Source organism: Bacillus sp. PS196, from assembly GCF_037963555.1.
GTDB lineage: Bacteria > Bacillota > Bacilli > Bacillales > Bacillaceae > Bacillus > Bacillus subtilis.
Genome location: NZ_CP150159.1, coordinates 1,175,872 through 1,198,081 on the forward strand (window position 1 = coordinate 1,175,872; position 22,210 = coordinate 1,198,081).

A 22,210-nucleotide genomic window follows, 5' to 3' on the forward strand; every position below is an offset into this window, starting at 1 on the left:
TTCATCAAGAGGTGGGCTGTTAGATGGAAGGTTATTTAGTGTTAGAAGATGGGACATCGTTCAGCGGCGAGCTGGACGGTCATGAAAACTGTACGGGAGAAGCTGTTTTTTTCACAGGAATGACAGGCTACCAGGAAGTGCTGACAGATCCATCGTATAAGGGACAGATTATTGTATTTACCTACCCGCTGATTGGCAACTACGGCATAAATGAAAAGGATTTTGAAAGCAAGAAACCGCAAGTAAAAGCAGCGGTTGTCTATGAGGCGTGTGATCACTTTTCTCATTATGAAGCGGTATACAGCCTCAAGGAGTATTTACAGAAATGGAACATTCCGCTGTTAACCCATGTTGATACGAGGGCTGTCGTGAAGAAAATCCGGGCAAACGGGACGATGGGTGCAACAGTCACAGCCTCTAAAGAAGGAGCTGAGATGGCCCTTCAGCCAGAGAATGTGGCAGAGCAGGCTTCAGCCCAGGAAATCAGCACATTCGGCGACGGGAATAAACATATCGCTCTCATTGATTTTGGCTATAAAAAGTCAATCGCATCATCACTTGTCAAAAGAGGCTGCAAGGTTACTGTGGTGCCATACCAGCAAATGGAGGCCGTATACAACATCAAACCCGATGGCATTGTGCTATCGAACGGACCTGGAGATCCGAAAGCAATCCAGCCATATTTAGGAAAGATCAAAAGCATCATCAGCCGCTTTCCGACTCTCGGCATTTGTCTCGGACATCAGCTGATCGCGCTCGCGTTTGGAGGGAATACTTTTAAGCTGCCATTCGGGCACAGGGGAGCTAATCATCCGGTCATCGACCGTGAGACGAAACGGGTCTTTATGACAAGCCAAAACCACAGCTATGTGGTTGATGAACAGTCGATTAATGAAGAAGAGCTCACGATCAGGTTTCATCATGTCAATGATACGTCAGTTGAAGGGCTTGCCCATAAAAAACTGCCTGTCATGAGTGTTCAATTCCACCCGGAAGCCCATCCCGGACCTGCGGAAAGCGAATGGATTTTTGATGATTATCTAAAGAATGTGATACCAGCAAGGAGAGAAATCGCGCATGCCTAAAGACACCAGTATTTCAAGCATATTAGTAATCGGCTCAGGCCCGATCATCATCGGGCAGGCGGCAGAATTTGATTATTCAGGCACTCAAGGGTGCATCGCGCTGAAGGAGGAGGGCTACCGTGTCATTCTCGTCAACAGCAATCCGGCGACAATTATGACTGATGAAGCCTTTGCTGATGAAATTTATTTTGAGCCTCTGACAGCAGAAAGCCTGACAGCCATCATTAAGAAAGAACGGCCTGATGGGCTTCTTGCCAATTTAGGCGGTCAGACCGCGTTGAATTTAGCGGTGGAGCTTGAAGAAACGGGTGTTTTAAAAGAGCACGGCGTCAAACTCCTCGGCACATCCGTTGAAACGATACAAAAAGGAGAGGACCGGGAAAAATTCCGTTCGTTAATGAATGAATTAAAACAGCCCGTGCCGGAGAGTGAAATTGTTGATAACGAGGCCGATGCCCTCCATTTTGCGGAATCCATCGGTTTTCCTGTTATTATCAGACCGGCTTACACATTAGGCGGAAAGGGCGGAGGAATCGCCCCTGATAAAGAAGCCTTTACAGCTATGATTAAGCAGGCGCTATTAGCAAGCCCGATCAATCAATGCCTTGTCGAAAAAAGCATTGCCGGCTTTAAAGAAATTGAATATGAAGTCATGCGTGACAGCAATAACACATGCATTACCGTCTGCAATATGGAAAATATCGATCCGGTCGGCGTGCATACAGGTGACTCTATCGTTGTGGCGCCGTCACAAACATTGACAGACGAAGACTATCAAATGCTGCGGACAGCAAGTCTGACGATCATCTCAGCACTTGATGTTGTAGGCGGCTGCAACATTCAATTCGCGCTTGATCCATTCAGCAAGCAATATTACGTCATTGAAGTGAATCCGCGTGTAAGCCGGTCATCGGCTCTCGCGTCTAAAGCGACCGGTTATCCGATTGCGAAGATGGCCGCGAAACTGGCAGTCGGATACACCCTTGACGAGCTGAAAAATCCGCTCACAGGGTCGACTTACGCAAGCTTTGAACCGGCACTGGACTATGTGATCGTCAAATTTCCGCGCTGGCCGTTTGATAAATTCAAAAACGCAGACCGCAAGCTTGGCACAAAAATGAAAGCCACCGGTGAAGTGATGGCGATTGAACGGAATTTAGAAGCAGCGATACAAAAGGCAGCCGCGTCGCTTGAATTAAAAAATATCGGGACACACCTTCCAGAGCTCAGCGGGTTGTCAATTGATACGCTATGGGATTTGGCAATCACTCCGGATGACCGCAGATTTTTCGTTGTCATGGAGCTGTTGAGCCGCAGCGTCTCGATTGATGACATCCATGAAAAAACAAAAATTGATCCGTTTTTCCTTCATACCTTTGACAACATCATCAAATTGGAAAACCGCCTGATGGAAGCAGGGAGCGATCTCTCTTTTGAATTATTGAAGAAAGCAAAGGAAAAGGGATTCTCAGACGCAACGATTGCCTCACTGATCGGCAAAACAGAGGAAGAGGTGCGCGCGCTTCGCAAGGAGATGGGCATTACGCCTTCCTTTAAAATCGTAGATACATGCGCGGCAGAGTTTGATGCGAAAACAAACTATTTTTACTCCACATATTTCGGAGAAACCGATGGAGACATCAGCTGCAAAGAGAAAAAACGCGCGCTCATTATCGGATCAGGCCCGATTCGGATCGGCCAAGGCGTTGAATTTGATTATAGTGCTGTTCACGGTGTGCTGACACTGCAAGAGCTTGGATTCGAAACCATCATGATTAACAATAACCCGGAAACGGTCAGCACCGATTATGAAATTGCGGATCGCCTGTATTTTGAACCGATGACAACGGAGCATATTGTAAACGTGGCGGAGCAGGAAAATATTGATTTTGCAATTGTGCAATTCGGCGGCCAAACTGCAATCAATGCTGCTGAAGCGCTCGAAAAAGCCGGCATTACTCTTCTTGGCACATCATTTCAAACGCTCGACGTGTTAGAGGATCGGGATCAATTTTATCAGCTTCTTGACGAGCTGGGATTGAAGCACGCAAAAGGAGAAATTGCTTATACAAAAGAAGAAGCCGCTTCAAAAGCGAGTGAGATCGGCTATCCGGTGTTAATCCGCCCATCTTACGTTATCGGCGGTATGGGCATGATCATTGTTGACTCGCAAGCCCAGCTTTCTCAGCTGCTGAATGATGAGGACAGCATGCCATACCCGATTTTGATTGATCAGTATGTGTCTGGAAAGGAAGTCGAAATTGATTTGATTTCCGACGGCGAGGATGTCTTTATCCCGACATATACCGAGCATATTGAACGGGCAGGTGTCCATTCAGGGGACAGCTTTGCCATTCTTCCCGGGCCGTCCATCATGAGCGGGCTGCAGCAGGGCATGAAAGATGCGGCACAAAAAATTGCCCGAAAACTTTCATTTAAAGGCATCATGAACATTCAATTTGTGATCGACAATGGAAACATACTCGTTCTTGAAGTGAATCCGAGAGCGAGCCGCACGGTTCCTGTCGTCAGCAAAGTAATGGGCGTTCCGATGATTCCGCTCGCCACACGTCTGCTGGCGGGAGCGTCCTTAAAAGATCTAGATCCGGCAGTTCAAAATCATCATGGAGTTGCCGTGAAGTTCCCTGTTTTTTCTTCTCATGCGATCCAGGATGTGGATGTCAAGCTTGGGCCGGAAATGAAATCAACGGGAGAAGGCATGTGTGTCGCATATGATGCTAACAGCGCCTTGAAAAAAATCTATACAAGAGTCTGGAGTCAAAAAGGAAGCATTTATTTGCAAAACGTTCCGGAAGATGTGAAGGAGTTAGCAGAAAACGCAGGTTTTACAATACATGAAGGAACATTTGCCTCATGGATGGAACAGGAAGGAAACTCGCTCCACATTAATCTGAGCGGTTCTGAAGAAGCACGCAAAGAACGTTTGGAAGCCATGACGCACGGCATCCCCGTCTTTACAGAAGAAGAAACTGTGCGGGCGTTTTTACAAAGCGGTTCAGGCCATCCGCAGCCTGTATCTCTCAAAGACCTCTATAAAAAGGAAGTGGCATCATGCACACAGTGACGCAAACCAGTTTATACGGAAAAGATTTATTAACGTTAAAGGACCTTAGTGAAGAGGATATAAACGCCTTGCTCACAGAAGCCAGTGAGCTGAAACAAAACAAAATTCAGCCTATATTCCATGGCAAAACCTTGGCGATGATTTTTGAAAAATCATCAACGCGGACCCGTGTTTCATTTGAAGCGGGCATGGCGCAGCTCGGCGGGAACGCCCTCTTTCTAAGCCAGAAAGATCTGCAGCTGGGGCGCGGTGAGACTGTCGCTGATACGGCGAAAGTGCTGTCAGGCTATGTGGATGCCATTATGATCCGGACCTTTGAACATGAAAAGGTGGAGGAACTTGCCAAAGAAGCTGACATTCCGGTGATCAATGGACTTACCGATAAATACCACCCATGCCAGGCGCTGGCGGATCTCTTGACGATTAAGGAGATAAAAGGGAAGCTTAAAGGCGTAAAAGTCGCATACATCGGTGACGGAAATAACGTGGCGCACTCCTTGATGATCGGCTGTGCGAAAATGGGCTGTGATATCTCGATCGCTTCGCCAAAGGGATATGAAGTGTTAGATGAAGCAGCTGAAGCGGCAAAAACATACGCACTTCAATCCGGCTCTTCTATCACACTGACAGATGATCCGGTTGAAGCTGTAAAAGACGCGGACGTGATTTATTCTGATGTGTTTACAAGCATGGGGCAGGAAGCGGAAGAGCAAGAACGTCTTGCTGTCTTTGCGCCTTATCAGGTAAATGCGGCGCTGGTCAGCCATGCCAAGCCTGACTATACATTTTTACATTGTCTCCCTGCGCATCGTGAGGAAGAAGTGACTGCAGAGGTTATTGACGGGCCGAACTCTGCAGTGTTCCAGCAGGCGGAAAACCGTCTTCATGTGCAAAAAGCACTGCTGAAGGCCATTTTATATAAAGGGGAATCATCAAAAAACTGCTGAGCCAAACTCAGCAGTTTTTTTGATGGCAACATATTCACAGCCGCTTAGGCGCATACTACAGCAAAAAGGAAAAGGAGGAAAAACAGTGGGACAGCAGCACCAATTCCGGCCCGGACAGAAAGCGCCTAATAACGGTGTCTACGTAGAAATCGGCGAGACAGGGAGCATGGTTAAAAACCCTCAAAAGGTCCATCTGTCAGCAGGGGAAATGTTCCCCGAAACATCAAACCACAACCGGCTGTGGACCTACAAAAGAAAGCCGTGACCACTAAAAAACCCAAAACAATAAATGTTTTGGGTTTTTGGCTTTTTAATGCTGGCTTGCATTTTTGTTCATAGGCATGATTTCTGCTAAAACCATGATTAAGACATACAGTACAACAGCAATGACAGATGATGTTTTGAAATTATACGTAACGCTGTTCATGCTTGCAACCAAGTAGCATGCCATATGTGATAAAAGGAACGTCCAAATAAAGGCAATAATATATCGCACGTTTCCACCTCGTCCTTCTCATTCTATTCTAAAAGTTATCATACCATACAAAAAGCGAAGGGGGAATCCAATTTTAGCAGAAAGTGAGGTGACAAAAGAGTCTGATTCGTCACACTTTAATGGTAAAATATAAAACGTCAATCAGTATAATAGCCAAAAATGTAAAAGGCTAGGACTTTACCTTATTCGTTTCTTTTCTATTTACATAAGATAGCGTGAGATGAAGTGTGAAAGGAGGCGGGCAAGCGATGGGAATAACGGAAAGATACTTTCAACTGGGAACGGAGCATAATGTCATTCATCTGCCCTATCGCCCGAACGGCTTCGGCATCTTTATCTTGGGGGACAGAACCCACTTTGTCGGACATGATTCAAGCTTTTGGCAGCAGCATTATGGCAGAAATCAGCTTCTGAGCATGTTGATGAATGAAGGATACACTCTTTTTAACAGCAATCTGTTCGGAAGGCATTGGGGGGCGGAAAAAGCAGTCACCTATGCCAAACAGCTGATACATTCTGTGCTGAAGCAGGAAATCCTCAATCCGAAGATTCATATTTTAGCAGAAGGCATGGGTGCTCTCGTGGCCGATGAACTGCTTCGTTTTTCCCCGGATCATATCCGCTCAGCCGCAATGTTGAATCCTTGTCTCGATCTTCAGGCACATTATGAATCGGAAAAAGAAAATAAATTTTTCTATAAGCAATTTTTGAAAGAAGTATCGAAAAGCTACGGAATTTCTGAAAAAGAAGCGGAAGCGATTCGTTATAAAACAATTCAAAGCTACCCGAGCGGCGTACCGGTTCATATATGGCAGCGTATGACCGGAGCTCCATATCCCTACAGCGTACATGCGGAAGTTTTCAAGGAAAAACAGCAAAAGCAAGGCTCACCGGTCGACATGACATTTCATTTATTTGAGCATCCAAGCAGAATTTATGCATCAATTTGCAAATTCTTTCATAGTCATGAAAAAGAATTATAGAGAATATAATGACAACAGCCTTCTCTTTTGCGGAGGCTGTTTTGTTTTGGGAAATGAAAAACCGGAAGGGCGGCAGATGCAATGGAATCAACGCTGATTGTAGGTGCGGACGAATTTTTCGGCCTTTCATTATGTGAGCGAATGATGGATGAAGGCATACATGTTGACGTTGTTCTGGCGGAAACAGAAGATAAAATGAGACAAATGTACTTAGAAGAAAGACTCATGTGGCTTGGGAGAAATGAACTCTTTCGCCAGCTTGAACACATTGGAGATCAAAAGTATGATACAATTTGTATCCAGTTCGGAAGTTTTTTGCCTTTAGACCAATGTGATTCTCCTTATATTTTAGTATATGAAGAAGACCGAAAAGAATGGGAAAAACGTGAAAAAACAGGCTCGGAAAAAACCGTGATCCTGCCGAAAATGTATGGGCCATGGAAAGAAGAAACAGAGGAAGACGGCTATTACACAAACGACGTCGCTGACGAGTTGCTGAGATTCCTGTTAGAACCAAGTCGTCATAGCAAAGATCAGCTTTTTGAATTGCAAGTCACAGAAAAAACCTCAAAAGATGAAGCAAAAACAAAAATTATCGAGTGGAAAAGACAATTTTCATCAATTTTCGACAAATATTAAGAAAAACCTTCCATGTTTCGAGTTTTCTAGATACAATAAACGTATAAAAATAAACATGTTATAGCTTGTCAAAAGGAGTTGAACATGACTTGATCACAAGGCTTGTCATGATCTTTTCTGTCCTCCTTTTATTGAGTGGATGTGGACAAACTCCGTTCAAAGGAAAAATTGAGAAGGTCGGCATGCTCTTTCCTGATACGATTAATGACCTCGTATGGGGTACAAAAGGGTATAAAGGATTACTGAATATACAATCCAAATACAATGTGGACGTCTATTATAAAGAAGGCGTTAAAACAGAAGAAGATATCATAAATGCGATTGAGGATTTTCATAAGAGGGGCGTCAATCTGCTCTACGGCCATGGGAGTGAATATGCTGAGGTGTTTAACTTGGTCGGCGAAGATTATCCAGATATGGAATTCGTCATTTCCAATGCGAAAGCGAAAGCTGATAATGTAACGAGTGTCCATTTTAGCGGGGAAGCAATGGGCTTTTTTGGAGGAATGACTGCTGCCCATATGTCGAAAACGAATCAGGTCGGTGTAATTGCTTCCTTTACGTGGCAGCCTGAGGTTGACGGTTTTATCAAAGGGGCCAAGTATGAAAATCCGGATATAGAGGTAAATACGAAATATACGGATCATTGGGATGATGATACAACAGCAGTAAAGCTTTATCAGAAAATGAAGAACGAAGGCGCGGATGTTGTGTATCCCGCCGGAGACGGGTATAATGTTCCTGTTATTCAGCAAATCAAAAAAGACGGTCTTTATGCCATTGGCTACGTCACAGATCAATCGGATCTGGGCGAGAATACCGTATTAACCAGCACGGTGCAAAATGTGGACAAGGCCTATGAAATCATTGCTGAACAATTTAATAAAGGCACCCTTGAGGGCGGCGATCATTACTACGACCTGAATACGGGAGTCGTTGAGATGGGAACATTCAGCCCGCTCGTCGACAAAGACTTTCAGCAAAGAATCGCCAAGCTGATCAAAACATACAACAAAACAGGCGAGCTGCCAAAAAACGAGTAATGGAGTGACGTCACATGCAGCACGAAAAATCACTTGAATTCTTGCAAATTGCCATGAAATATCTCCCTGAAGCGAAAGAACAGCTTGAGAAATCAGGCATTGAGCTCTCAATGGAGGCCATCCAGCCGTTTATGAATCTATTTACAACGGTAATGGCGGAAGCTTATGAGCTTGGCAAGTCTGACGCTAAATCTGAAACAGAATAAGAAGAAGCCACTTTTTTGAAAGTGGCTTTTCACATGATTTTCTTTTTAATAGCGGAGAGCATGGGCGCAAGCTCCTTTAAAGCGGGCTTGATTTGATCAAGAGAGTTCATAATTGAACCGATTTGGTCCATAATATGCATGTAATTAATCGTCTCTTCGTCGTTTGTCTGAGAAACCTGAGAAACTTCCTCTTGCTGTTCCTCCTCCTTCTCTTCTGTTGGTTTTGCTGCATCGCCGAACATCATTCTTGAAAACACATCCAACTGCATACGCCTCCTTTCCATATACCATACTCTATGAGTAAGATGAACTGATAGTTTAGACGAATATATTGCCATGTGAAAAAAAATAGGATAGAATTAGTACCTGATACTAATAATTGATCACAACCTGATTGATCTTCTAAATTTAAGATATAAAGGAGTCTTCCCTTATGAAAGCTGGAATACTTGGTGTTGGACGTTACATTCCTGAGAAGGTTTTAACAAATCATGATCTTGAAAAAATGGTTGAAACTTCTGACGAGTGGATTCGTACAAGAACAGGAATAGAAGAAAGAAGAATCGCAGCAGATGATGTGTTTTCATCACATATGGCTGTTGCAGCAGCGAAAAATGCGCTGGAACAAGCTGAAGTGGCTGCTGAGGATCTGGATATGATCTTGGTTGCAACTGTTACACCTGATCAGTCATTTCCTACGGTCTCTTGTATGATTCAAGAACAGCTCGGCGCGAAGAAAGCGTGTGCTATGGATATCAGCGCGGCTTGTGCGGGCTTCATGTACGGGGTTGTAACCGGTAAACAATTTATTGAATCCGGAACCTACAAGCATGTTCTAGTTGTCGGTGTAGAGAAGCTCTCAAGCATTACCGACTGGGAAGACCGCAATACAGCCGTTCTGTTTGGAGACGGAGCAGGCGCTGCGGTAGTCGGGCCAGTCAGTGATGACAGAGGAATCCTTTCATTTGAACTAGGAGCCGACGGCACAGGCGGTCAGCACTTGTATCTGAATGAAAAACGACATACAATCATGAATGGACGAGAAGTTTTCAAATTTGCAGTCCGCCAAATGGGAGAATCATGCGTAAATGTCATTGAAAAAGCCGGACTTTCAAAAGAGGATGTCGACTTTTTGATTCCGCATCAGGCGAACATCCGCATCATGGAAGCTGCTCGCGAGCGTTTAGAGCTTCCTGTCGAAAAGATGTCTAAAACTGTTCATAAATATGGAAATACTTCTGCCGCATCCATTCCGATCTCTCTTGTAGAAGAATTGGAAGCCGGTAAAATCAAAGACGGCGATGTGGTCGTTATGGTAGGGTTCGGCGGAGGACTAACATGGGGCGCCATTGCAATCCGCTGGGGCCGATAAAAAAAGGTGAGGTGCACACAAGATGACTAAAAAAAGAGTAGTTGTTACAGGACTTGGAGCATTATCTCCACTTGGCAACGACGTCGATACAAGTTGGAATAACGCAATCAACGGTGTGTCCGGAATCGGTCCGATCACTCGTGTTGACGCTGAAGAATATCCGGCAAAAGTTGCCGCTGAATTAAAAGATTTTAATGTTGAAGATTATATGGATAAAAAAGAAGCCAGAAAAATGGACCGCTTTACACAATATGCGGTTGTGGCTGCGAAAATGGCGGTTGAAGATGCAGATCTTAACATTACCGATGAGATCGCGCCGAGAGTCGGTGTTTGGGTAGGCTCCGGTATCGGAGGACTTGAAACATTAGAGTCTCAATTTGAAATCTTCTTAACAAAAGGCCCAAGACGGGTAAGCCCGTTTTTCGTGCCAATGATGATTCCTGACATGGCGACAGGCCAGATTTCTATTGCATTAGGAGCAAAAGGGGTGAACTCTTGTACGGTTACAGCATGTGCTACAGGAACGAACTCCATCGGTGACGCGTTTAAGGTTATTCAGCGCGGTGATGCAGACGTGATGGTCACAGGCGGAACAGAAGCGCCGCTGACAAGAATGTCATTCGCCGGCTTTAGTGCCAACAAAGCGCTGTCTACTAATCCAGATCCGAAAACAGCGAGCCGCCCGTTTGATAAAAACCGTGATGGCTTTGTCATGGGGGAAGGTGCAGGGATTATCGTTCTTGAAGAACTTGAGCATGCCCTGGCCCGCGGCGCTAAAATTTACGGAGAAATTGTCGGCTACGGCTCAACCGGAGACGCTTATCACATCACAGCGCCGGCCCAAGACGGCGAAGGCGGAGCGAGAGCGATGCAAGAAGCCATTAAAGATGCAGGCATTGCACCGGAGGAAATTGATTACATCAATGCTCACGGGACAAGCACGTATTACAACGACAAATACGAAACAATGGCGATTAAGACCGTTTTTGGCGAGCATGCGCATAAACTTGCGGTAAGCTCTACAAAATCGATGACAGGCCACCTCTTAGGAGCAGCCGGCGGTATTGAAGCCATTTTCTCTATCCTTGCCATTAAAGAAGGCGTGATTCCGCCGACAATCAATATTCAAACACCTGACGAAGAATGTGATTTGGATTATGTGCCTGATGAAGCCCGCAGACAGGAACTTAATTATGTTCTCAGCAACTCATTAGGATTCGGCGGACATAACGCAACATTAATCTTTAAGAAATATCAATCATAATCAAGCCAAACCGGCTGCCCTTAAAGGGTAGCCGGTTTTTTTTGTGTGCATAGGATTAAAAGAGGAGGCGATCACATGAGTGTAGAACAAACATATAGCTGGCTCAGGAAGGCCGGTTCAATAGATGATTTGGCGCACTATATTATCCCGCTTTTTTCAGGTGCGGAGAAAAAGAACTGGAAGGGCATTCTGGGACACCTTCAGCATCATGGGATGTTTAAAAACATAAAAGAGGGTATTCAGACGGTTTCCAAGCTGAAGGAAAAAGGTTTTTACGGACATATCCAAAAGGAAGAACAGTACCTCAAAAACAAATGGCAAGGTCCTGATGTACCAATTGTTACGCTGCCGGTTGATGAACGAAACAGGAGAATCCGTTTAGAATTCGGATCAAAATCAGGACTCGCCTTTCAAGACAAAATGTTCCTTTTTCTTTCGTCAGATTTAGATTTTGGGTCGGTATCTGCCCTTATGACGCATGAGTATCATCACGTTTGCCGGTTAGGTCATCTGACAAAAGAGGAAAAGGATGTCACATTACTTGATACAATCATCATGGAAGGGCTGGCGGAATATGCTGTTTATGAGAGGTTCGGCCGAAGTCAAACGGCTGAATGGACGACTTGGTATACACCGGAGCAGCTTCAGGCTTTATATGAAAAAAAGATTGCGCCCCATCGGGATATCAAACGGGATAATCGATTATTTCCCCAGCTGTTATTCGGCAAAGGATATCAGCCAAAAATGCTTGGATACGCAGTTGGATTCAATATTGTAAAAAAATATTTAACTGCCAGTAAGGCAAGCACCGCAGACGGACTGTCCATTCCTGCTGAAACCTTTTTGGATGCAATGCTTTAAAAGGATAAAATAATGGAATTTCATTAATAATATTACATTTATCCTAAAAAATTCTTGATTTTGCAAAATGATTGTAATAATATACAACTATAAAATTTTTCGATAATTCAATATTATTTATTATTTCTGAATAAAGGGATTGCTTTCTCTTGAAAACGTTTGACAACAAGAGGGGGGAAAGGGGAGCTAGCATGAGCACACTTTTAGAAGTGAATAATTTAAAGACTTATTTTTTCAGGAAAAAGGAGCCGATCCCTGCGGTTGACGGAGTCGATTTTCACATCAGCAAAGGCGAAACCGTCGCGCTTGTAGGTGAATCGGGCTCCGGAAAAAGCATTACTTCTTTATCAATTATGGGCCTCGTCCAAAGCTCAGGCGGAAAAATCATGGACGGCTCTATTAAACTCGAAGACAAAGACCTCACCTCATTCACTGAAAACGATTATTGCAAAATCCGCGGTAACGAAGTATCCATGATCTTTCAGGAACCAATGACCTCCCTTAATCCGGTGTTAACAATCGGAGAACAAATTACCGAAGTGCTGATTTACCATAAAAACATGAAGAAAAAAGAAGCCCGTCAACGAGCTGTTGAACTCTTGCAGATGGTCGGTTTTTCCCGGGCGGAGCAAATTATGAAAGAGTACCCGCATCGGCTGTCCGGCGGTATGAGACAGAGGGTGATGATTGCCATCGCACTGAGCTGTAATCCTAAACTGCTCATTGCTGATGAACCAACGACAGCGCTGGACGTGACAATACAAGCCCAAGTGCTGGAGCTCATGAAAGATCTCTGTCAGAAGTTCAATACATCGATTCTTCTGATCACACACGACTTAGGTGTCGTGTCTGAGGCTGCCGATAGAGTAATTGTCATGTACTGCGGACAAGTCGTAGAAAACGCTACCGTTGATGACTTATTTTTAGAACCGCTTCATCCGTATACAGAAGGCCTGCTTACGTCAATTCCTGTTATAGATGGAGAGATTGATAAATTAAATGCGATTAAAGGCAGTGTGCCTACACCGGATAATCTGCCGCCGGGATGCCGTTTTGCCCCAAGGTGCCCGAAAGCTATGGATAAGTGCTGGACAAATCAGCCTTCGCTTTTGACACACAAAAGCGGAAGAACGGTGAGATGCTTTTTATATGAGGAAGAGGGTGCCGAACAATCATGACAGCAGCTAATCAAGAAACAATCTTAGAGCTTCGTGACGTAAAAAAATACTTTCCGATCCGGTCAGGCCTTTTTCAAAGAAAAGTCGGTGATGTAAAAGCGGTGGATGGTGTTTCATTTTCGTTAAAAAAAGGAGAAACACTCGGAATCGTTGGAGAGTCGGGCTGCGGAAAATCGACTGCCGGCAGAACGATGATCAGACTGTACAAACCGACAGAGGGCCAAATTCTTTTTAAAGGGCAGGATATTTCCAATCTCTCAGAGGAGAAGCTGCGGAAGAGTGTCCGCAAAAATATTCAAATGGTTTTCCAAGATCCATTTGCTTCGTTAAACCCGAGAAAGACCCTGCGTTCCATCATAAAGGAGCCGTTTAATACGCACAACATGTATACCATGCGTGAACGAAACGAAAAAGTTGAAGAGCTGCTTGCAAGAGTAGGGCTTCACCCGTCGTTTGCCAGCCGTTATCCCCATGAGTTTTCCGGCGGCCAGCGCCAGCGGATCGGCATTGCCAGAGCACTCACTTTGAATCCAGAGCTGATCATTGCAGATGAGCCGGTTTCCGCACTTGATGTATCCATTCAGGCCCAAGTGATTAACTTGATGGAGGAATTACAGGAAGAATTTAATCTTACGTATCTATTTATCTCTCATGATCTGAGTGTCGTACGCCATATCAGCGACAGAGTCGGAGTAATGTATCTTGGCAAAATGATGGAACTGACCGGCAAGCATGAGCTTTATGACAACCCGCTTCACCCATATACCCAAGCGCTTTTATCCTCCGTTCCGGTTACAAGAAAAAGAGGATCTGTCAAACGTGAGCGCATTGTCCTGAAGGGAGAACTGCCTAGTCCGGCCAACCCGCCAAAAGGCTGCGTATTCCACACAAGATGTCCTGTTGCAAAACCGATATGCAAGGAACAAATACCAGAATTTAAAGAAGCTGCTCCCAGCCACTTTGTGGCTTGTCACCTTTATAGCTAATGTTGCCCGCACAGCTTTGAGAGGGGGTATGCACACTACATAAACAACAGCTGAGAAGAACGAACATTTCAAGAGGGGGAATATCTAATGAAAAGACGGAAAACCGCACTGATGATGCTAAGTGTATTGATGGTCCTGGCCATCTTTTTATCAGCCTGTTCGGGCTCAAAATCGAGCAGCAGCAGTGAGAAAAAATCAGCAGGCAAACCGCAGCAAGGCGGGGATTTGGTTGTTGGTTCTACTGGGGAGCCAACGTTGTTTAATCCACTCTATTCTACAGACGTTTCCAGTTCAGATATTGAAGGGATGATCTATAGTACATTATTAGAAACGGATGAAAAACTAAATGTGAAACCTGCTTTAGCTGAGAAAGTAACGGAATCCAAAGATGGCCTGACTTATGATGTCAAAATTAGAAAAGGTGTAAAATTCCATGATGGAAAAGAACTTACAGCCGATGACGTTGTTTTCACTTATAGCATCCCTTTAAACAAGGACTATAATGGTGAACGCGGTTCTGGTTTTGAATCACTAAAATCTGTTACAAAAAAAGGTGATTATGAAATTGAATTTAAATTAAAGAAAAAGGATGCGTATTTTTACAATGTTGTTTTAGGCAGTTACGGTATTCTGCCTAAACACATTTTAGGGAAAGTGCCAGTTGCAGATTTAGGCGAAAATGAATTTAACAGGAAGAATCCAATTGGTTCGGGTCCATTCAAGTTTGTTGAATGGAAGAAGGGCGATTATGTAAAACTTGAAGCAAATGATGACTATTATGGCGGAAGACCATATTTAGATACAGTGACAGTTAAGACGATTCCTGATTCTAATGCCGCTGTTGCTCAGTTAAAAGCTGGGGATATTGACTTCTTTGTTGTACCGGGCACAGACATTGAGACAGTTAAAACATTTGATAATGTTCAAGTTAAATCAGATCTTGGTTTGAACTACAGCTATATTGGATGGAATGAAAAAAACGAATTATTTAAAGACAAAAAAGTCCGCCAAGCTCTTACGTATGCGCTTGATCGAAAAGCAATGGTAGATCAGGTGTTAAATGGTGATGGTAAAGTTGCAAACGTTCCTGAAAGTCCGCTTTCTTGGAACTATCCAAAAGGTGATGTACCTACATTTGATTACAATCCTAAAAAAGCTAAAAAGCTCTTGGGAGAAGCAGGATGGAAAGATACAGATGGAGACGGTTACCTTGATAAGGACGGAAAAAAATTCTCATTTACCATTAAAACTAACCAGGGTAATAAGATTCGGGAGGATTTAGCAGTTGTTGTTCAGCAGCAACTTAAAGAAGTAGGAATTGAAGCAAAACCGCAAATTGTGGAATTTAGTGCTCTAATCGAACAGACAAATCCACCAAATTGGGATTATGATGCATTGTTGCTCGGATGGAGTCTAGCTACGTTCCCTGACCAATACACGATCTTCCATTCAAGTCAGTCTAAAAATGGATTGAACAATATTTGGTACAAAAACCCTGAGGTTGATAAACTTTTGGTTGAGGCAAAGTCAATTACAAACAGAGAAGAATATCAGAAAAAATATGAAGAAATCTATAAATTGATTGCTGAGGACCAGCCTTATTCATTCCTGTTTTATTACAATTATCATAGGGCAATCCCGACAAACATGCATGGATATGTATTCCATCCGAAAAATGACTTATATCATATTGAAAAATGGTGGCTTGAACAATAATAGTTAAATCCCTAGAGAGGTGAGGATTATGCATCCTTTCCTCTTTATCCTATTTTAGAAAAGGGGACAAGAATATGGTTACATATATTGTTCGTCGAACATTAATGTCTCTGCCAATTCTTTTGGGCATTACAATTTTATCATTTGCGATAATGAAAGCGGCACCAGGTGATCCGATGTCACTTATGATGGATCCGACAATCAGCCAAGCTGACAGAGCCAAATTTATTGAAAAGTACGGGCTCAATGATCCAGAACCTGTTCAGTACTTAAAATGGCTTGGGAACATGCTCCAAGGCGACTTTGGGACATCTATTGTGAAAAAGGGGACACCAGTTTCCGATCTAATCCTTTCACGTTTGCCAAATACTCTGGTGCTTATGGTTTTTTCAACTCTTGTTGCTCTTCTGATTTCAATTCCTTTCGGTGTTCTTTCTGCAAAACGCCCTTATTCTAAGCTTGACTATGGTATAACCGTCACGTCATTTTTGGGGCTGGCAATACCAAATTTCTGGTTCGGATTAATTCTTATTATGGTTCTTTCCGTAAATCTCGGTTGGTTTCCTACGGGAGGTGTCGGCACTTTAAACGCTGACTTTAACATTTTTGATAGGCTCCATCATTTAATTTTACCTGCGTTTGTTTTAGCAACTGCGGATATGGCAGGTATTACTCGTTATACAAGATCAAGTATGCTTGATGTATTAAAGCAAGATTATATAAGAACAGCTCGAGCCAAAGGATTCAAAGAAAATAAAGTGATTTTCAAACATGGTTTGAGAAATGGCCTGCTTCCTGTTATTACAATTTTCGGATTGATGATTCCGTCATTTATTGGCGGTGCGGTCGTGGTGGAACAGATTTTTACTTGGCCAGGATTAGGAAAGTTATTTATTGATTCGGCATTCTCTCGAGATTATCCGGTTATTATGGCCATGACTGTGATTTCTGCTGTGTTGGTTGTACTGGGGAACTTGATTGCAGATATTTTGTATGCATTAGTTGATCCGAGAATTGAATATTAAAAGGGGGAGACACATATGGCACATCCAAACACTGCGGCTCCCTCTAATGAGGTAAAGCTAAAAGAAAATATTAGAAAAAAACCAGAAACAATGACTAGGATCTTTTTTGAGAAATTTTTCAAAAATAAGCTTGCTGTTGTTGGGGGTATCATATTAACAGTTATTATTTTAATGGCAGTCTTTGCCCCTTTTATTGCGCCTTACTCACCTGAGAGTCAATCACTTTTAAACAAACTGAAGCCGCCAAGCCCTAAAAATCTAATGGGAACGGATAAGTTTGGGCGAGATATATTTACAAGGGTGTTATATGGAGCTCGTGTGTCTTTATTAGTCGGTTTTGCTTCCGTAATTGGTGCGATTACTATAGGTACGGTTGTTGGAGCTGTAGCAGGGTACTTTAAAGGAATAGTAGATGCTGTATTAATGAGGGCTGTCGACGTAGTCTTATCTATTCCTGATATTTTTCTGCTTATTACCTTGGTTACAATTTTTCAACCCGGAATGGATAAGTTAATTTTGATTTTTTCTTTGACGGGTTGGACTACAACAGCGAGACTAGTCAGAGGTGAGTTTTTATCTCTAAGGTCAAGGGAATTTGTATTGGCTGCTAAAACAATAGGCACAAAAAATCACAAAATTATTTTTTCGCATATATTGCCGAATTGTATTGGGCCAATTATTGTTTCCGCTACTCTAAAAGTAGGCAGTGTCATTCTAGCTGAATCAACGCTAAGCTATTTGGGTTTCGGTATCCAGCCGCCAATTGCTAGCTGGGGAAACATGCTTCAGGATGCTCAAAACTTTACATTAATGATTCAAGCATGGTGGTACCCGTTATTTCCCGGGCTATTTATTTTAATGACCGTTTTATGCTTCAACTTTGTCGGTGATGGCCTGCGGGATGCGCTTGACCCGAAAAATATTAAATAAAAATGAATATCATATCTGTGATAAAATATCACCAAATCAGAAAAAAGCAGATCTTCTTTTGTCAGAAAATATACAAAGAGATCTGCTTTTTATGATTCTTACATAAACCCAGTGATTCCAGATTTCCTCAATCTCTTTGGAATAATTTCTCTATCCCTTGCCTATACTGTGGACAACAGTTTTTATAAAAGTGAGGGGTTAGAGATGTTATTTCTTCATGATGTGTGGGTCAATTGGTTTGAAGGGGAAGAAAATGGCTACAATGTATGCCACTTTCACGAATGGCGCAAGGAAGATACGGTTGAGCTTTTGGATCAGGTGCCGCTGTTAAGGGTGCCGTCAGTACTGTTTCATTACATAGAAAACGATTTGTCAGAGCTTCCGGAAGGTTTGCTTGAAGACGTACATCAGAAATCGTACATTCGGAAAAATCATGAGCGGACAAAGCTTGAGTATTGTTTTGTCGTAACAGACGGAATCGGCATTTTAGCTGTCGACACGATCGGCTACACGATCCCTGTCAGAAAAAGCCGTCTGATCCCAAGACAGGAGCAGCTCGTTTATGAAATGGTAAAAGATGTAGAGCCTGAAGCATATGAATTTGAGCCAAAGAAGCTGGAATCCTCTAAGGAATATCACATCTTATCATTAGCACCAGAACATGTCAGAGGACTGACGAGAAAAGAACGGCAAATCAAGCAGCTGATGTTTATGGCGCTTGACCAATTGAAAGGGCTGAAAAACCGGGCGGAAATCGGCTACTGGTACACAGAGTGGAATCCGCATATGTATGAACAAATCAAAAGGATGAGCTTTGAAGAGATTTGGGACATGCTGTATAACGAAACAATTGAAGGCTGGTCGGACAAGCACCTAGCTTTTTGCGAAAACCTAATAAAAGGACAGCCTTTTTTCGAAAAGCTGTGGGAAATGGAAAACGAATCAAAGGTCAACTAAAAAAAACCGCTCTTTGCAAAGAGCGGTTTTTTGATTAGCGTCTTTTTCTTCCAAGACCCATGGCATTCTCCATTTTTTTCAGCATTTTGTTTGCTGTCCGGTTCGCTCGTTCCGCGCCTTCATCAAGAATCCGGTCTAATTCTTCAGATTCTATTAGCTCATAATAGCGGTCCTGGATCGGTTTTAATGCGTTCACCACGACTTCTGCCAAATCACCTTTAAACTCGCCGTAGCCTTTTCCTTCGTACTTTGCTTCAAGCTCTTCAATTGTCGTATTGCCGAGGATTGAATAAATTGTAAGAAGGTTTGAAACGCCCGGTTTGTTTTCCTTATCAAATTTCACAATGCCTTCAGAATCCGTTACAGCGCTTTTGATTTTCTTTTCAAGCTGCTTCGGCTCATCCAGCAATGTAATATAAGCTTTCTGATTCGGATCAGATTTGCTCATTTTCTTCAGCGGATCATTCAGAGACATGATACGTGCACCGACTTTTGGAATTTTCACTTCCGGAATCGTAAAGATGTCGTTGTATTTTTTGTTGAAGCGTTCTGCAAGATTCCGCGTCAGCTCAAGGTGCTGCTTTTGATCCTCGCCGACAGGTACAAGATCCGTTCCGTACAGCAGAATATCAGCGGCCATCAGCGGCGGATATGTTAACAGGCCGGAGACGACAGATTCATTGCCTTTGGATTTGTCCTTAAATTGAGTCATCCGCTCAAGCTCGCCGATATAGGCGACACACTGCATCATCCATCCGGCCTGCGCATGCGCGGGGACCTCTGACTGAATAAACAATGTTGCTTTTTCTGGATCAAGTCCGACAGCTAAGTAAAGCGCCGCGAGATTGCGGATATTCTTTCTAAGCTCAAGCCGGTCTTGAGGAACAGTTATCGCATGCTGATCGACGATGCAAAAATAGCTGTTATAATCATGCTGCAGTTCGACAAACTGCTTCATTGCACCGATATAGTTGCCGAGCGTCACTGAGCCGCTTGGCTGAATACCTGAAAAAATCGTTTGTTTCATGAAAACATCAACCTCATTTCTTAAAACATAATAAAAAAGGCTCATTCTTCCCCTGTGAAAAAGGGACGAATGAACCGTGGTACCACCCTGATTATTCCATTAAAATGGAATCACTCTGACGTTTGTAACGGAGACTGCTCCGGCTGAGCCTACTTTTTTCCAGTTCGGTCAGCTGCTCCAAAGTCCATTCCACATTGCCCGTTATCTGCTCCCAGCACCGCAGACTCTCTTCAAACAGGTGAAACGTGTACTACTCTTTTTCATAGCAAGCTTTTCTTTTGATTGCTTCATTATAAATCAATTATAACCAATTGTCATCATGAAAAAACATTCTTTTTTCCAGTAAAATTGTAATAATATAAATAACACGAGTGCTGTAAAATCCTTAAATGATAACTGCTATCAGCGTAAAAACAGGCAGATATTATATGTAAAAAGCAATATGGGCAGAAAACACATGAAAAAGTTTTTAATCAATTTATGCTTTAAATGGTAGAAGGATATTATGTTCATGGAAGAAAAACTAACGAAGTTTAAATATTTTAAATTGATAAAATAATATTGCAATAAATTATTTGTTTCATTATAATGAACTTGTTCACTCTATTGTTACAGCTTTTTTACAAAAATAATCAGAAAAGACGGAACAGAATAAAAGTTGTGGAAACTCAGGTTCATTTGTCTGATATTTCTGAGGATTTAGCCGTAAGGAGCTGAAAATTATTATTAGGGGGTTTGCGAATATGAAAAAACGTTGGTCGATTGTCACGTTGATGCTCATTTTCACTCTCGTGCTGAGCGCGTGCGGCTTTGGCGGCAGCGGATCAAACGGTGAAGGGAAAAAGGACAGTAAAGGAAAGACGACACTTAACATTAATATTAAAACTGAGCCGTTCTCCTTACATCCGGGATTGGCAAATGATTCAGTATCAGGCGGTGTTATCCGTCAGACTTTTGAAGGATTGACACGTATCAATGCAGATGGTGAGCCTGAAGAAGGCATGGCTTCTAAAATTGAAACGAGCAAGGACGGAAAGACATATACATTTACCATTCGTGATGGTGTGAAATGGTCTAATGGAGACCCTGTAACTGCACAAGATTTTGAATATGCTTGGAAATGGGCGCTTGACCCTAATAACGAATCACAATACGCTTACCAGCTCTACTACATAAAAGGTGCTGAAGCGGCGAATACCGGCAAAGGCAGCCTAGATGATGTGGCAGTAAAAGCTGTGAATGACAAAACGCTGAAGGTTGAATTAAATAACCCGACTCCATATTTCACTGAATTAACTGCGTTCTATACGTATATGCCGATCAATAAGAAAATTGCAGAGAAAAATAAAAAGTGGAATACAAATGCCGGAGATGATTATGTATCAAACGGGCCGTTCAAAATGACGGCATGGAAACACAGCGGCTCTATTACTCTCGAAAAAAATGACCAGTATTGGGATAAAGACAAAGTCAAACTGAAGAAAATCGATATGGTTATGATCAACAATAACAATACGGAACTGAAAAAATTCCAAGCTGGCGAACTTGATTGGGCCGGTATGCCGCTCGGACAGCTTCCGACAGAATCCCTGCCGACCCTGAAAAAAGACGGTTCTTTACATGTTGAGCCGATTGCAGGTGTGTATTGGTACAAATTCAACACTGAAGCTAAGCCATTAGACAACGTAAATATCCGTAAAGCTTTAACATATTCGCTTGACCGTCAGTCGATTGTTAAAAACGTTACGCAAGGAGAGCAAATCCCGGCAATGGCTGCAGTGCCGCCTACAATGAAGGGATTTGAGGATAACAAAGAAGGATACTTCAAAGACAATGATGTCAAAACAGCAAAAGAATACCTTGATAAAGGCCTAAAAGAAATGGGCTTAAGCAAGGCATCTGATTTGCCAAAAATCAAATTGTCTTACAACACTGATGACGCACACGCGAAAATCGCTCAAGCAGTACAAGAAATGTGGAAGAAAAATTTAGGCGTTGATGTTGAGCTTGATAACTCAGAGTGGAATGTCTATATTGATAAGCTCCACAGCCAAGATTATCAAATCGGCCGTATGGGCTGGCTCGGCGACTTCAATGATCCTATCAACTTCCTTGAATTGTTCCGCGACAAAAACGGAGGAAATAACGATACAGGCTGGGAAAATCCAGAATTCAAAAAGCTTCTGAATCAGTCACAAACTGAAACAGATAAAACAAAACGTGCAGAGCTGCTGAAAAAAGCAGAAGGTATTTTCATTGATGAAATGCCGGTTGCCCCAATCTATTTCTATACTGATACTTGGGTACAGGATGAAAACCTAAAAGGTGTTATCATGCCAGGTACTGGTGAGGTTTATTTCAGAAACGCATATTTTAAATAAGGCTACGTCTGAAAATAAAAGACCTCAAG

21 protein-coding genes and 1 other annotated feature are annotated in these 22,210 nt (G+C 42.9%); of the genes, 18 read left to right on the forward strand and 3 right to left on the reverse strand.

Annotated elements, in window-relative coordinates:
- Positions 1-23: 23 nt before the first annotated feature.
- The 4 genes from NST79_RS06135 (at position 24) to NST79_RS06150 (ending at position 5,382) form a co-directional block, all read left to right on the forward strand.
- Complete coding sequence (locus NST79_RS06135; protein ID WP_029726276.1) at positions 24-1,085, forward strand: carbamoyl phosphate synthase small subunit; 1,062 nt, start codon at positions 24-26, stop codon at positions 1,083-1,085.
- Positions 1,078-4,170, forward strand: coding sequence for a carbamoyl phosphate synthase large subunit (locus NST79_RS06140; protein WP_029317605.1), 3,093 nt, complete (start codon positions 1,078-1,080; stop codon positions 4,168-4,170). The genes NST79_RS06135 and NST79_RS06140 overlap by 8 nt, the downstream gene beginning before the upstream one ends.
- On the forward strand, positions 4,158-5,117 hold the full coding sequence (gene argF / locus NST79_RS06145) for an ornithine carbamoyltransferase (RefSeq protein WP_088325579.1): 960 nt from the start codon (positions 4,158-4,160) through the stop codon (positions 5,115-5,117). Before NST79_RS06140 ends, argF begins: the two co-directional genes overlap by 13 nt.
- Before the next feature lie 85 nt (positions 5,118-5,202).
- Positions 5,203-5,382: a YjzC family protein gene (locus NST79_RS06150; protein WP_003245356.1), complete on the forward strand. Its 180-nt coding sequence runs from the start codon at positions 5,203-5,205 to the stop codon at positions 5,380-5,382.
- 45 nt (positions 5,383-5,427) lie between these two features.
- Here the strand turns inward: NST79_RS06150 and NST79_RS06155 are convergent, their stop codons facing one another.
- Complete coding sequence (locus NST79_RS06155) at positions 5,428-5,613, reverse strand: DUF2929 domain-containing protein (RefSeq protein WP_003245236.1); 186 nt, start codon at positions 5,611-5,613, stop codon at positions 5,428-5,430.
- 248 nt (positions 5,614-5,861) lie between these two features.
- Between NST79_RS06155 and NST79_RS06160 the strand changes: the two genes are divergently transcribed.
- The 4 genes from NST79_RS06160 (at position 5,862) to comZ (ending at position 8,484) form a co-directional block, all read left to right on the forward strand.
- The gene (locus NST79_RS06160) at positions 5,862-6,596 is read left to right on the forward strand and encodes a hypothetical protein (RefSeq protein WP_003245223.1); all 735 of its coding nucleotides are present in this window, start codon (positions 5,862-5,864) and stop codon (positions 6,594-6,596) included.
- An 81-nt stretch (positions 6,597-6,677) separates the two neighbouring features.
- Positions 6,678-7,235 carry a hypothetical protein gene (locus tag NST79_RS06165; RefSeq protein ID WP_015252365.1) on the forward strand — a complete coding sequence of 186 codons (558 nt, stop codon included), beginning with the start codon at positions 6,678-6,680 and terminating at the stop codon, positions 7,233-7,235.
- Positions 7,236-7,324: 89 nt separating this feature from the next.
- Positions 7,325-8,278, forward strand: coding sequence for a transcriptional regulator Med (gene med, locus NST79_RS06170; protein ID WP_014476425.1), 954 nt, complete (start codon positions 7,325-7,327; stop codon positions 8,276-8,278).
- 14 nt (positions 8,279-8,292) lie between these two features.
- Complete coding sequence (gene comZ / locus NST79_RS06175) at positions 8,293-8,484, forward strand: ComG operon transcriptional repressor ComZ (protein WP_003224559.1); 192 nt, start codon at positions 8,293-8,295, stop codon at positions 8,482-8,484.
- A 29-nt stretch (positions 8,485-8,513) separates the two neighbouring features.
- On the opposite strand, the gene yjzB is transcribed toward comZ, so the two are convergent.
- Complete coding sequence (yjzB, locus tag NST79_RS06180) at positions 8,514-8,753, reverse strand: spore coat protein YjzB (protein ID WP_003232972.1); 240 nt, start codon at positions 8,751-8,753, stop codon at positions 8,514-8,516.
- Positions 8,754-8,917: 164 nt separating this feature from the next.
- Between yjzB and fabH the strand changes: the two genes are divergently transcribed.
- From fabH to NST79_RS06225, 9 genes are all read left to right on the forward strand, one after another.
- The gene (fabH, locus tag NST79_RS06185; RefSeq protein WP_003232971.1) at positions 8,918-9,856 is read left to right on the forward strand and encodes a beta-ketoacyl-ACP synthase III; all 939 of its coding nucleotides are present in this window, start codon (positions 8,918-8,920) and stop codon (positions 9,854-9,856) included.
- A gap of 22 nt (positions 9,857-9,878) precedes the next feature.
- Positions 9,879-11,120 carry a beta-ketoacyl-ACP synthase II gene (gene fabF / locus NST79_RS06190; RefSeq protein ID WP_003244890.1) on the forward strand — a complete coding sequence of 414 codons (1,242 nt, stop codon included), beginning with the start codon at positions 9,879-9,881 and terminating at the stop codon, positions 11,118-11,120.
- A 75-nt stretch (positions 11,121-11,195) separates the two neighbouring features.
- Complete coding sequence (locus NST79_RS06195; protein ID WP_003232967.1) at positions 11,196-11,981, forward strand: DUF2268 domain-containing protein; 786 nt, start codon at positions 11,196-11,198, stop codon at positions 11,979-11,981.
- A 191-nt stretch (positions 11,982-12,172) separates the two neighbouring features.
- Positions 12,173-13,159, forward strand: coding sequence for an oligopeptide ABC transporter ATP-binding protein AppD (gene appD, locus NST79_RS06200; RefSeq protein WP_003232965.1), 987 nt, complete (start codon positions 12,173-12,175; stop codon positions 13,157-13,159).
- On the forward strand, positions 13,156-14,145 hold the full coding sequence (gene appF, locus NST79_RS06205; RefSeq protein ID WP_014476428.1) for an oligopeptide ABC transporter ATP-binding protein AppF: 990 nt from the start codon (positions 13,156-13,158) through the stop codon (positions 14,143-14,145). The genes appD and appF overlap by 4 nt, the downstream gene beginning before the upstream one ends.
- An 87-nt stretch (positions 14,146-14,232) precedes the next feature.
- On the forward strand, positions 14,233-15,861 hold the full coding sequence (locus tag NST79_RS06210; RefSeq protein ID WP_015252363.1) for a peptide-binding protein: 1,629 nt from the start codon (positions 14,233-14,235) through the stop codon (positions 15,859-15,861).
- Positions 15,862-15,935: 74 nt separating this feature from the next.
- On the forward strand, positions 15,936-16,886 hold the full coding sequence (locus NST79_RS06215) for an ABC transporter permease (RefSeq protein WP_015252362.1): 951 nt from the start codon (positions 15,936-15,938) through the stop codon (positions 16,884-16,886).
- 15 nt (positions 16,887-16,901) lie between these two features.
- Positions 16,902-17,816: an oligopeptide ABC transporter permease gene (gene opp4C / locus NST79_RS06220; RefSeq protein WP_015383348.1), complete on the forward strand. Its 915-nt coding sequence runs from the start codon at positions 16,902-16,904 to the stop codon at positions 17,814-17,816.
- A gap of 204 nt (positions 17,817-18,020) precedes the next feature.
- Positions 18,021-18,773 carry a YjbA family protein gene (locus NST79_RS06225; RefSeq protein WP_003232959.1) on the forward strand — a complete coding sequence of 251 codons (753 nt, stop codon included), beginning with the start codon at positions 18,021-18,023 and terminating at the stop codon, positions 18,771-18,773.
- 34 nt (positions 18,774-18,807) lie between these two features.
- On the opposite strand, the gene trpS is transcribed toward NST79_RS06225, so the two are convergent.
- Complete coding sequence (gene trpS, locus NST79_RS06230; RefSeq protein ID WP_212059877.1) at positions 18,808-19,800, reverse strand: tryptophan--tRNA ligase; 993 nt, start codon at positions 19,798-19,800, stop codon at positions 18,808-18,810.
- A 58-nt stretch (positions 19,801-19,858) separates the two neighbouring features.
- Positions 19,859-20,073, reverse strand: a binding site (T-box leader).
- Positions 20,074-20,543: 470 nt separating this feature from the next.
- Here trpS and oppA point away from each other — a divergent pair.
- Complete coding sequence (gene oppA / locus NST79_RS06235) at positions 20,544-22,181, forward strand: oligopeptide ABC transporter substrate-binding protein OppA (RefSeq protein WP_015252360.1); 1,638 nt, start codon at positions 20,544-20,546, stop codon at positions 22,179-22,181.
- Positions 22,182-22,210: the final 29 nt, after the last annotated feature.

What these genes read in the sequence shown, in the direction of transcription:
- NST79_RS06135 (WP_029726276.1), top strand. Translation starts at nt 24, where the DNA reads ATGGAAGGTTATTTAGTGTTAGAAGATGGGACATCGTTCAGCGGCGAG.
- NST79_RS06140 (WP_029317605.1), top strand. Translation starts at nt 1,078, where the DNA reads ATGCCTAAAGACACCAGTATTTCAAGCATATTAGTAATCGGCTCAGGC.
- argF (WP_088325579.1), top strand. Translation starts at nt 4,158, where the DNA reads ATGCACACAGTGACGCAAACCAGTTTATACGGAAAAGATTTATTAACG.
- NST79_RS06160 (WP_003245223.1), top strand. Translation starts at nt 5,862, where the DNA reads ATGGGAATAACGGAAAGATACTTTCAACTGGGAACGGAGCATAATGTC.
- NST79_RS06165 (WP_015252365.1), top strand. Translation starts at nt 6,678, where the DNA reads ATGGAATCAACGCTGATTGTAGGTGCGGACGAATTTTTCGGCCTTTCA.
- comZ (WP_003224559.1), top strand. Translation starts at nt 8,293, where the DNA reads ATGCAGCACGAAAAATCACTTGAATTCTTGCAAATTGCCATGAAATAT.
- yjzB (WP_003232972.1), bottom strand. Translation starts at nt 8,753, where the DNA reads ATGCAGTTGGATGTGTTTTCAAGAATGATGTTCGGCGATGCAGCAAAA.
- fabH (WP_003232971.1), top strand. Translation starts at nt 8,918, where the DNA reads ATGAAAGCTGGAATACTTGGTGTTGGACGTTACATTCCTGAGAAGGTT.
- fabF (WP_003244890.1), top strand. Translation starts at nt 9,879, where the DNA reads ATGACTAAAAAAAGAGTAGTTGTTACAGGACTTGGAGCATTATCTCCA.
- NST79_RS06195 (WP_003232967.1), top strand. Translation starts at nt 11,196, where the DNA reads ATGAGTGTAGAACAAACATATAGCTGGCTCAGGAAGGCCGGTTCAATA.
- appD (WP_003232965.1), top strand. Translation starts at nt 12,173, where the DNA reads ATGAGCACACTTTTAGAAGTGAATAATTTAAAGACTTATTTTTTCAGG.
- appF (WP_014476428.1), top strand. Translation starts at nt 13,156, where the DNA reads ATGACAGCAGCTAATCAAGAAACAATCTTAGAGCTTCGTGACGTAAAA.
- NST79_RS06210 (WP_015252363.1), top strand. Translation starts at nt 14,233, where the DNA reads ATGAAAAGACGGAAAACCGCACTGATGATGCTAAGTGTATTGATGGTC.
- NST79_RS06215 (WP_015252362.1), top strand. Translation starts at nt 15,936, where the DNA reads ATGGTTACATATATTGTTCGTCGAACATTAATGTCTCTGCCAATTCTT.
- opp4C (WP_015383348.1), top strand. Translation starts at nt 16,902, where the DNA reads ATGGCACATCCAAACACTGCGGCTCCCTCTAATGAGGTAAAGCTAAAA.
- NST79_RS06225 (WP_003232959.1), top strand. Translation starts at nt 18,021, where the DNA reads ATGTTATTTCTTCATGATGTGTGGGTCAATTGGTTTGAAGGGGAAGAA.
- trpS (WP_212059877.1), bottom strand. Translation starts at nt 19,800, where the DNA reads ATGAAACAAACGATTTTTTCAGGTATTCAGCCAAGCGGCTCAGTGACG.
- oppA (WP_015252360.1), top strand. Translation starts at nt 20,544, where the DNA reads ATGAAAAAACGTTGGTCGATTGTCACGTTGATGCTCATTTTCACTCTC.